This is a genomic window from Caviibacterium pharyngocola (assembly GCF_002795405.1).
GTDB lineage: Bacteria > Pseudomonadota > Gammaproteobacteria > Enterobacterales > Pasteurellaceae > Caviibacterium > Caviibacterium pharyngocola.
In genome coordinates this window covers 1-8,082 of the sequence record NZ_PHGZ01000039.1, presented here as the reverse complement: position 1 = coordinate 8,082, position 8,082 = coordinate 1, and the positions used below count along the sequence as shown (strand labels likewise).

General features: G+C 47.5%; 9 protein-coding genes and 1 riboswitch. Of the genes, 7 read left to right on the top strand and 2 right to left on the bottom strand.

Annotated elements, in window-relative coordinates; genetic code table 11:
• Positions 1–163 precede the first annotated feature (163 nt).
• Positions 164–256, top strand: a riboswitch (TPP riboswitch).
• 75 nt (positions 257–331) lie between these two features.
• From CVP04_RS11995 to CVP04_RS11970, 6 genes are read left to right on the top strand one after another with little or no spacing between them, the layout of a single operon-like run.
• Entirely contained in the window at positions 332–1,042 is a 711-nt protein-coding gene (locus CVP04_RS11995) for an ABC transporter ATP-binding protein (RefSeq protein WP_100297736.1), read from the top strand.
• Positions 1,042–1,812, top strand: coding sequence for an ABC transporter permease (locus CVP04_RS11990; protein ID WP_100297735.1), 771 nt, complete (start codon positions 1,042–1,044; stop codon positions 1,810–1,812). Before CVP04_RS11995 ends, CVP04_RS11990 begins: the two co-directional genes overlap by 1 nt.
• 8 nt (positions 1,813–1,820) lie before the next feature.
• Positions 1,821–2,762 carry an ABC transporter substrate-binding protein gene (locus CVP04_RS11985; RefSeq protein ID WP_100297734.1) on the top strand — a complete coding sequence of 314 codons (942 nt, stop codon included), beginning with the start codon at positions 1,821–1,823 and terminating at the stop codon, positions 2,760–2,762.
• Positions 2,762–3,568 (top strand): hydroxyethylthiazole kinase, encoded by an 807-nt coding sequence (gene thiM, locus CVP04_RS11980; protein ID WP_100297733.1) that lies wholly within the window; start codon positions 2,762–2,764, stop codon positions 3,566–3,568. The genes CVP04_RS11985 and thiM overlap by 1 nt, the downstream gene beginning before the upstream one ends.
• 2 nt (positions 3,569–3,570) lie before the next feature.
• Positions 3,571–4,233 carry a thiamine phosphate synthase gene (gene thiE, locus CVP04_RS11975; protein WP_100297732.1) on the top strand — a complete coding sequence of 221 codons (663 nt, stop codon included), beginning with the start codon at positions 3,571–3,573 and terminating at the stop codon, positions 4,231–4,233.
• Position 4,234: 1 nt separating this feature from the next.
• Positions 4,235–5,569: an MFS transporter gene (locus CVP04_RS11970; RefSeq protein WP_100297731.1), complete on the top strand. Its 1,335-nt coding sequence runs from the start codon at positions 4,235–4,237 to the stop codon at positions 5,567–5,569.
• Positions 5,570–5,616: 47 nt separating this feature from the next.
• Here the strand turns inward: CVP04_RS11970 and hxpB are convergent, their stop codons facing one another.
• Positions 5,617–6,276, bottom strand: a complete 660-nt coding sequence (gene hxpB, locus CVP04_RS11965) for a hexitol phosphatase HxpB (RefSeq protein WP_100297730.1) — start codon at positions 6,274–6,276, stop codon at positions 5,617–5,619.
• A complete protein-coding gene (locus tag CVP04_RS11960) occupies positions 6,273–7,142 on the bottom strand; it encodes a fructosamine kinase family protein (RefSeq protein ID WP_100297729.1) in 870 nt (289 codons plus the stop codon). The genes hxpB and CVP04_RS11960 overlap by 4 nt, the downstream gene beginning before the upstream one ends.
• Positions 7,143–7,302: 160 nt before the next feature.
• On the opposite strand from CVP04_RS11960, the gene grxB reads away from it, so the two are divergent.
• A complete protein-coding gene (grxB, locus tag CVP04_RS11955) occupies positions 7,303–7,950 on the top strand; it encodes a glutaredoxin 2 (protein WP_100297728.1) in 648 nt (215 codons plus the stop codon).
• Positions 7,951–8,082: the final 132 nt, after the last annotated feature.

Sequence of the window (8,082 nt, the reverse complement as noted above, 5' to 3'; positions counted from 1 at the left end):
ACATCGGTCCGCCCCTACACAACATAAACAAATTTAGGTTTGTCAGCAGTTTGAGAATTTATAAAATTCTTTGTGATTTTTAAATAAAGCGGAATACACATAACTTCCGCTTTATTTTTATATAGAAACTTTTGCCTTTTCAAAAAATTTGAGCTAGACTTTTTGCCATTAGTCGGGGTGCTTTCTAGGAAGCTGAGATGATACCCGTGAACCTGATACAGCTAATACTGACGTAGGAAACTAATTATGAATGCTATTCTCTTATTCTTTTCTTTTTATTTTTCCATTCGTCACGTTCAATTTTTCTCCGTATAAACACGGTGGATAGATTATGCGTGCGATTGATATCCGCGAACTGACGCTTTCGTTCAACGGACAAAACTTGTTCGAAGATTTTAACTTTTCCGTGCCTCAAAGTGCGTGGACGGTTTTGCTCGGTGCCTCCGGTATCGGAAAATCAACGCTATTACGCACGATCGCCGGCTTGGAAAACGAGGCGAAAATACAAGGCGAGATTCGTCATCAAGGCAAAATCGCGTGGTTGGCGCAGCAAGACAGTCTTTATCCTTGGTTGTCCGTGTCGGATAACGTTCAGCTTTTGCAACATTTAACCCGCAGCAAAACCGCCGAGAGCGTAGAAAAAGCGCGCTATCTATTAAGTGCGGTCAAAATGGACAAACATTTGCATAAACCTTGCTATCAACTATCCGGCGGGCAACGGCAACGAGTGGCGCTTGCACGAACTTTAATGCAAGAGGCGGATATCGTATTAATGGACGAACCTTTTTCCGCACTGGATATGGTCACGCGTTTACAGCTGCAAGATCTGGCGCATCAGTTATTAGCCGAAAAAACCGTTTTATTAATCACCCACGATCCGCAAGAGGCCTTACGCTTAGGCGAACAAATTTATGTGTTACGTCATCAACCCGCTGTGTTATCCGCCCCAATCGTTCCGCCGGGCAAGGCGCCGCGCTATCCGGATCAGCATTTATGGACGTTGCAACAACAATTAATCGATCAACTGACGGAGGCAGCCTAATGAAAGCGCAATTTGCCTTGTTCCGGCGTAGTGTGTGGCGTATCGGGTCGGTGGCTTGCGTTTTGATTGCAAGCTGGCAACTGACCGTGTGGCTGTTTGATTTACCGCACTATATTTTACCCGCGCCGGTCGCGGTCGCCGAGGAATTATCCGAACAATGGGCATTATTATTCATCCATTCGCAAACCACTTTATTTGAAATTTTATCCGGATTAGTGATCGGCTTTTTGCTCGGCTTGTTTTCCGCCTTATTACTCAGTTTTTCCGATAAATTATCCGCGTTTTTATTACCGCTCTTAGTGCTTTCTCAAGCTATACCGGTGTTCGCCGTAGCGCCTTTATTAGTGTTGTGGTTCGGCTACGGCGCCGCGTCGAAAATAGCAATGAGCGTTTTAATTATCTATTTTCCGGTCACCGCCGCTTGTTATGACGGTTTGCGTAATACGCCGAAACAATGGCTGGAATTAGCCCGCACTTTGGGCGTTTCCGATTTCGCGATTCTGTTTCGCGTGCGTTTGCCGGCGGCGTTGCCCGCTTTGGCGTCCGGCTTGCGAATCGGGGTTTCCGTCGCGCCCATCGGCGCCATTGTCGGCGAATGGGTCGGCTCGTCGCAAGGGCTGGGTTATTTGATGTTACAGGCAAACGCCCGAATGCAAACGGATCTAATGTTCGCCGCCTTATGTATTTTAATGGCGATGACCTTAGCGCTTTATTTTCTGGTGGATAAAACGCTGCGTCGTCTTATCCCTTGGGTTTCACATTTACGTTAGGAGAAGAAATGAAAAAGTATTTAATGTTAATCGGTTTATCCGCTTTGTGTTGCCTTCAATCCGTGCAGGCGAAGGAAAAAGTAACCTTGTTGCTGGATTGGTTCGTCAATCCGGATCACGCCGCCATTATCGTGGCGCAGCAAAAAGGTTTTTTTGCCGCCAATGAGTTGGACGTAGAAATTATCGAACCGGCGGATCCCTCAATGCCGCCGAAATTGGTTGCGGCGGAAAAAGCGGATTTAGCCGTAAATTATCAACCGCAATTACAAATGCAAACGGATGAGGGCTTGCCGTTGGTACGCGTCGGCACCTTAGTTTCTACGCCGTTAAACAGCGTCGTCGTATTGGCGGACAGCGGAATTGAAACAATCGCCGATTTAAAAGGCAAAAAAATCGGTTATTCCGTTAGCGGATTCGAACGCGTTTTGCTGGATAAAATGCTACAGTCCGCCGGTTTGACCCGACAAGACGTGCAATTAATCAACGTAAACTGGTCTTTATCGCCGTCTTTATTCAGCGGACAAGCGGACGCCGTAATCGGCGCGTTTCGTAACTTCGAATTAAATCAAATGCAGCTGGAAAAACGCGAAGGGCGGGCGTTTTATCCGGAAGAACACGGCGTGCCGATTTATGACGAACTCGTATTGGTTGCGCACAAAAATCAAACTAATGCGACAAAAATTGCGAAATTTTTAACCGCACTTGAACAAGCTACGGTGTATTTGCTCAATCATCCGCAAGCGGCGTGGCAGGATTTCGTCAGTTATAAGCCGAAAGAATTGGATAACGAATTAAACCGCTTGGCGTGGCGCGACACTTTGCCGCGTTTATCCGCCAGCCCGCGCGCGTTGGATAATGCGCGTTATCAAAAAATGGCGCAATTTATGCACGAACAGGGGCTAATTAAACGTGTTCCGCCGTTATCCGACTATGCCGTTCAGGTGGAATAATGAGAACTTGGCAATTAGCGGACAAAGTGCGGTCAAATAAACCGAGGATTTTGCATATCGCCAATACGGTTGCCGCCGCCTTTTCCGACGCGGGATTGCGGGCATTGGGCGCGCGATCTTGGCTTTCCGTAAATGAAGCGGAAATCGAAGAACTTGTGACGTTATCACAAGCCTTAGTGATCAACCTCGGCAGCTTGCAGGGCAAGGCATTATCGACAATGTTAAATGCCGGTAAAGCGGCGAATCGGGCGGGCATTCCCGTGGTGTTGGACCCTGTCGGCGTCGGCGCTATCAGCGCACGTCGTCAACAGGTGAAAATTTTATTGCAAGAAATCCGGTTTTCATTAATTCGCGGCAACGCCGGTGAGTTGGCGCAGCTTGCAGGGATAACTTGGCGAGCAAAAGGCGTGGACGCGGGAAGCGGCACGGCGGATTTATTCCATATTACGCAAGAAGTGGCGCGGCGATACGGTTGTGTCGCCTTATTAAGCGGCGCAACGGACATTATTGCCGATGAAAATCACCTCGTCACTTTGCAAAATGGCAGTGCAATGTTTCCTAAAGTTACCGCGTCGGGTTGCTTATTCAGCGCGGTGTGCGCAGCATTTTTAGCGGTAAGCGACGGGCGATATTTTTCCGCTTGCGTGGAGGCCTGCGCGGTTTATATCGTTGCCGGCGAACTTGCCGCGCAAGATCTTCAGCCGTCGCAATACGGCGAATTTTCTTTAGCGTTATTAGATCGACTGGCGTCCATCGATTCGGCGCAAGTCGCACAAAAATTAAATATCACAATTATACAGGAGTAATGATGAACGACATCAAAAAAATGCTGTCACTGTATTTCGTGGCAGGCAGCCAAGATTGCCGACATTTGGCGGGCAATCGTGCGGAAAATCTGATTTATATTTTGCTACAGGCGCTAGAAAGCGGGATTACTTGCTTTCAGTTTCGCGACAAAGGGCGATTTTCCTTAGAACAGGATCCCGCCGCGCAAAAATTATTGGCAATTCGTTGCCGTGATTTGTGTCGGCGCTACGGTGTGCCTTTTATCGTCAATGATGACGTGGAACTGGCGCTAGCCATTGGCGCGGACGGTATTCACGTCGGGCAAAGCGATATGAAAGTGAAAGAAATTCGGGCGAAAAGCGACCGCACTTTAATCGTCGGCTTGTCGGTGAATAAACTGCACGAAGCCTTGGCGGACAATGATTCGGCGGAAATCGATTATTTCGGTATCGGGCCGATTTTCCCGACTCAATCGAAAGAAGATCCGAAACCGGCGGTGGGGCCGCAATTTCTTGCCGAACTCCGACAAGCGGGCGTTGATAAACCGTTGGTAGCGATCGGCGGTATTAACCAACAAGATGCCGCGCAATTACGCGCATTGGGCGCGGACGGTGTGGCGGTGATTTCGGCAATTACTCAATCAACAAATATTTCACAAACCGTAAAAGAATTTTTAGGGGTCTAAAATGCAACAATATAACAGCGTTTCCCGCGTGGCGGGCGCGACAATGATCGGCACGGCGATTGAATATTTCGATAACTATATTTATGCAATGGCGGCGGTGCTGGTGTTTAATTATCAGTTTTTTTACAGTGCCGATCCGATGTCGAACCAACTGGCGGCATTATCCACTTTAGCGCTGACTTTTATCGCTCGTCCGTTGGGCGCGGCGCTATTCGGGCACTTCGGCGATCGTATCGGGCGCAAAAAAACCTTTATGATGTCCTTGCTTTTAATGGGTATTTCCACGGTGACGATCGGTTTGTTGCCTACTTATCAAGATATCGGCATTTGGGCGACGATCGGGCTGTGCCTTTGCCGGATCGGGCAAGGCATCGGCTTGGGCGGCGAATGGGGCGGTGCGGCGTTAGTTGCGATTGAAAACGCGCCGCAAGGTAAACGCGGCTGGTTCGGCACTTTTCCGCAATTAGGCGCGCCCATCGGATTATTAGCGGCGAATAGTGTGTTTTTATTGATCACTTATTGTTTCGGTGAACAAGCGTTAATCGACTGGGCGTGGCGCATTCCGTTTTTATCCTCCGTGATTTTAATCGCGATAGGTATTTATGTGCGATTAAAACTCACCGAAACACCGATATTTTTAACCGCACTTGAAACCGGCAAAACCCACCGTATTCCGGCGATTGAAGTGTTCACCACCCATTTCAAGCCGTTTATGTTAGGAATGTTGCTGTCTGTCGCCGGCTATGTGCTGTTTTACATTATGATCGCTTTCAGCCAAATTTACGCAAAATCCGCGCCGGTTTTATCGGAGGCGGGATATATGACGGGCTTAGGCATTTCACCGAAAATTTTCACCGCACTTTTAATGTGTAGCGCCTTTTCCTTAGCCGTAACTATTATTTTATCGGGCATTTATATCGATCGAATCGGGCGCCGAATTTGGTTGATTTGGACGACTTGGGGCGTGGTGGCGTTCGGATTTGCCTTACCGCTTTTTTTAGAAAATGCGTCGAGCGTCGGATTATTCTGGTTTTTGATCATCGGAATGGGCTTAATCGGAATGGGTTACGGGCCGCTTGCCAGCTTCTTGCCCGAATTATTCCCGACCGGCGCCCGTTATTCCGGTGCGTCTTTAGCCTATAATTGCGCTGGTATTTTAGGCGCGAGCGTGGCAACGCTAATCACCTTGCAACTCAACGCCAATTACGGCTTAAGTGCGGTCGGTTTTTATTTAGCTTTTAACGGCGGATTGAGTTTGTTGGCGTTATGGGTGACCCAAGAAACCCAACAAGTGAGTTTATGCGCGGATATTTGCGCCGAACAGGAAAATGCATAGCACGGATAAACGCAAAGAAAAAAGGGCAATTCGCCCTTTTTTAACGCCTAATCAAAGCGGCGAAGCAGAGTTTCGTTGATGTCCGTCAGACTGTTAAGTTGCGCATCGGCGAGCGACCAACGTTTGTCATTACGCGCCGAGGCATCAGGGATGACAATGCAAGACATTGACGCAGCTTTCACGGCGGTCATTCCCACCACGGAATCCTCAATGCCGATACAATTTTTCGCCTCGACGCCCAACATTTTCGCCGCGTGCAAATACACTTGCGGATGCGGTTTGTTGTAATCCAACTCGGTGGCAGAGGATAAATAGCCGAAATAATCGGCGATACCGCATTTTTCCGTAATTTCCGCCAATAATTTGCGCGGCGATGCGGAGGCTATCGCCATTTTATAGCCTAATCGATGAAGTTTCTCCAATGTTTCTTTCACGCCCGGCATTAGCGGTCGTTTGGCTAAAATAAGCGAAATGGCGTAATCATTAATGCGCGTCGCCATATCTTCCGGCGGAATCGGCGATTTATTATGGCGTTGGTACATTGTTTTGGCGATTGCCAAAGAGGGCAGTCCGGTTAGTGCCACCATATCCGCCCAAGTGGCTGGAATGTCAAAGGCGTTGAAAATATCAACGCCCGCTTGTTTCCAAAGTGGTTCGGAGTCAATTAAAACGCCGTCCATATCAAAAATTACAGCTTGAATTGTCATTGGTTTTCCTTCAATAAACGAGAAATAAAAGTTTTTGTCAGCTCAACGTAATTGCCGTGAAAACGACAGCTGAAATTGAGCAAATAATAAAGTTGATACACGAGTTTTCGTTCGTCATAACCTTCTTCCAACGGATAAGTGCGGTGATAATTTTCATAGAATTCCGCAGGGAAGGGCTCGAATAATTCGCTAAACGCAATGTCACATTCGCGATCCCCCCAATAACACGCCGGATCATAAGTAACAATGCGCTCATCCGCTTGGGCACAATTTTCAATCCACAGGTTACCGTGTAACAGCGCCGGTTTCGGCTGATGTTTGGCAAGGCGTTCCTGAACCGCTGCGATAATATGCTTAATGTCGCCGAAATCCAGATTTTTTTCCTTGCAAATTTGTAGTTGCCAACCGATACGCTGCTCGCTGAAAAATTTCGCCCAATCGTCTTTCCATTCGTTCGGTTGATACAGCGGCCCCAGCCAAGTATCAAAATCCAAGCCGTAATGCTCGGTTTGTCCGAATGAATGTAATCGTGCGAGTTGCGTGCCGAATTGCGCCATTGCTTGTGCGCTCGGCGGCGTAAAACGGAATGCTTCCAACAGGAGAAAACTATGGCTGTGCGAACAACCGACGCCGTAAACCTGCGGCACATTGACGGTGTTGGTTTTCGCCAATAGCGCCAGCTGATCCGCCTCGGTTCGGAACATCGAACGGAAATTCTTGCCGTTGACTTTGACGAATACGGGCTGAATACCGTCATCAATCACCCAAGCTTCGTGCATTTCGCCGGTATGCACATTCGCCTTTTCCTTAATCGAATAATAGGCACCGAATTGATCGGCTAATACTTGAGAGACAGATTTCCACATAGGTTCCTCCTTAACTCGGTTATCGCTTTGCCTTGATAATAAAGGGAATTCGCGCAATATTCTGTGATTCATATCAAGTTTTTATAAATATTCCGCCGCACCTTGTCACGCCGGCTCGGATTGCGGTACATTAAGCTCGACAGCTAAAAAAGGAGTGAAAATGAAATTATACGTTTACGATCATTGTCCGTTTTGCGTGCGCGCCAGAATGATTTTCGGACTAAAAAATATCGCCGTGGAAGAAATCGTACTATTAAACGACGACGAAGCGACGCCGGTGGGATTGGTGGGCAAAAAAGTCGTGCCGATTTTACAAAAAGACGACGGTTCGGCAATGGCGGAAAGTTTGGATATCGTCCGTTATATCGATGAACATTACGGAGAAAAATTATTGCGTGAGGAAATTCGTGCGGAATTGACGGAATGGATGAACGACGTCGGTGCTTATTATAATCGTTTGTTAATGCCGCGATTTATTCGGTTAGGATTAGCGGAATACGCCACGCAAAGTGCGGTGGATTATTTTGTGAGTAAGAAAACGGAATCTATCGGCGATTTTGCCGAAAATCTACAAAAATCGCCGCAATATATTGAAAAATTGCATAATGATTTAGCCCGTTTGGAATCTTTAATTAAGGCGGATAACGGTGCAAACGGCGCGCTATCTTTGGAAGATATCGTGCTGTTCCCGATGTTGCGTAATTTAACTTGCGTAAAAGGCGTCATTTTTCCGCCGAAAGTGCAGGCTTATATCACCGCAATGTCGCAATTAAGCCGCGTGCCGTTATATTCTTCCCGCGCCCTTTAACCGCACGGATTTTTACATCGACGCAAAACGGTGCTAAAATACACCGCACTTTTATCGCACATTGTAGGTACGAATAAAAGTGCGGTGCAGTTATTTTATTGGATTACACTATGCAAACAAACAAACAAACAA

Coding starts and splice junctions, on each gene's coding strand:
- CVP04_RS11995 (WP_100297736.1), top strand. CDS start 332: ATGCGTGCGATTGATATCCGCGAACTGACGCTTTCGTTCAACGGACAA.
- CVP04_RS11990 (WP_100297735.1), top strand. CDS start 1,042: ATGAAAGCGCAATTTGCCTTGTTCCGGCGTAGTGTGTGGCGTATCGGG.
- CVP04_RS11985 (WP_100297734.1), top strand. CDS start 1,821: ATGAAAAAGTATTTAATGTTAATCGGTTTATCCGCTTTGTGTTGCCTT.
- thiM (WP_100297733.1), top strand. CDS start 2,762: ATGAGAACTTGGCAATTAGCGGACAAAGTGCGGTCAAATAAACCGAGG.
- thiE (WP_100297732.1), top strand. CDS start 3,571: ATGAACGACATCAAAAAAATGCTGTCACTGTATTTCGTGGCAGGCAGC.
- CVP04_RS11970 (WP_100297731.1), top strand. CDS start 4,235: ATGCAACAATATAACAGCGTTTCCCGCGTGGCGGGCGCGACAATGATC.
- hxpB (WP_100297730.1), bottom strand. CDS start 6,276: ATGACAATTCAAGCTGTAATTTTTGATATGGACGGCGTTTTAATTGAC.
- CVP04_RS11960 (WP_100297729.1), bottom strand. CDS start 7,142: ATGTGGAAATCTGTCTCTCAAGTATTAGCCGATCAATTCGGTGCCTAT.
- grxB (WP_100297728.1), top strand. CDS start 7,303: ATGAAATTATACGTTTACGATCATTGTCCGTTTTGCGTGCGCGCCAGA.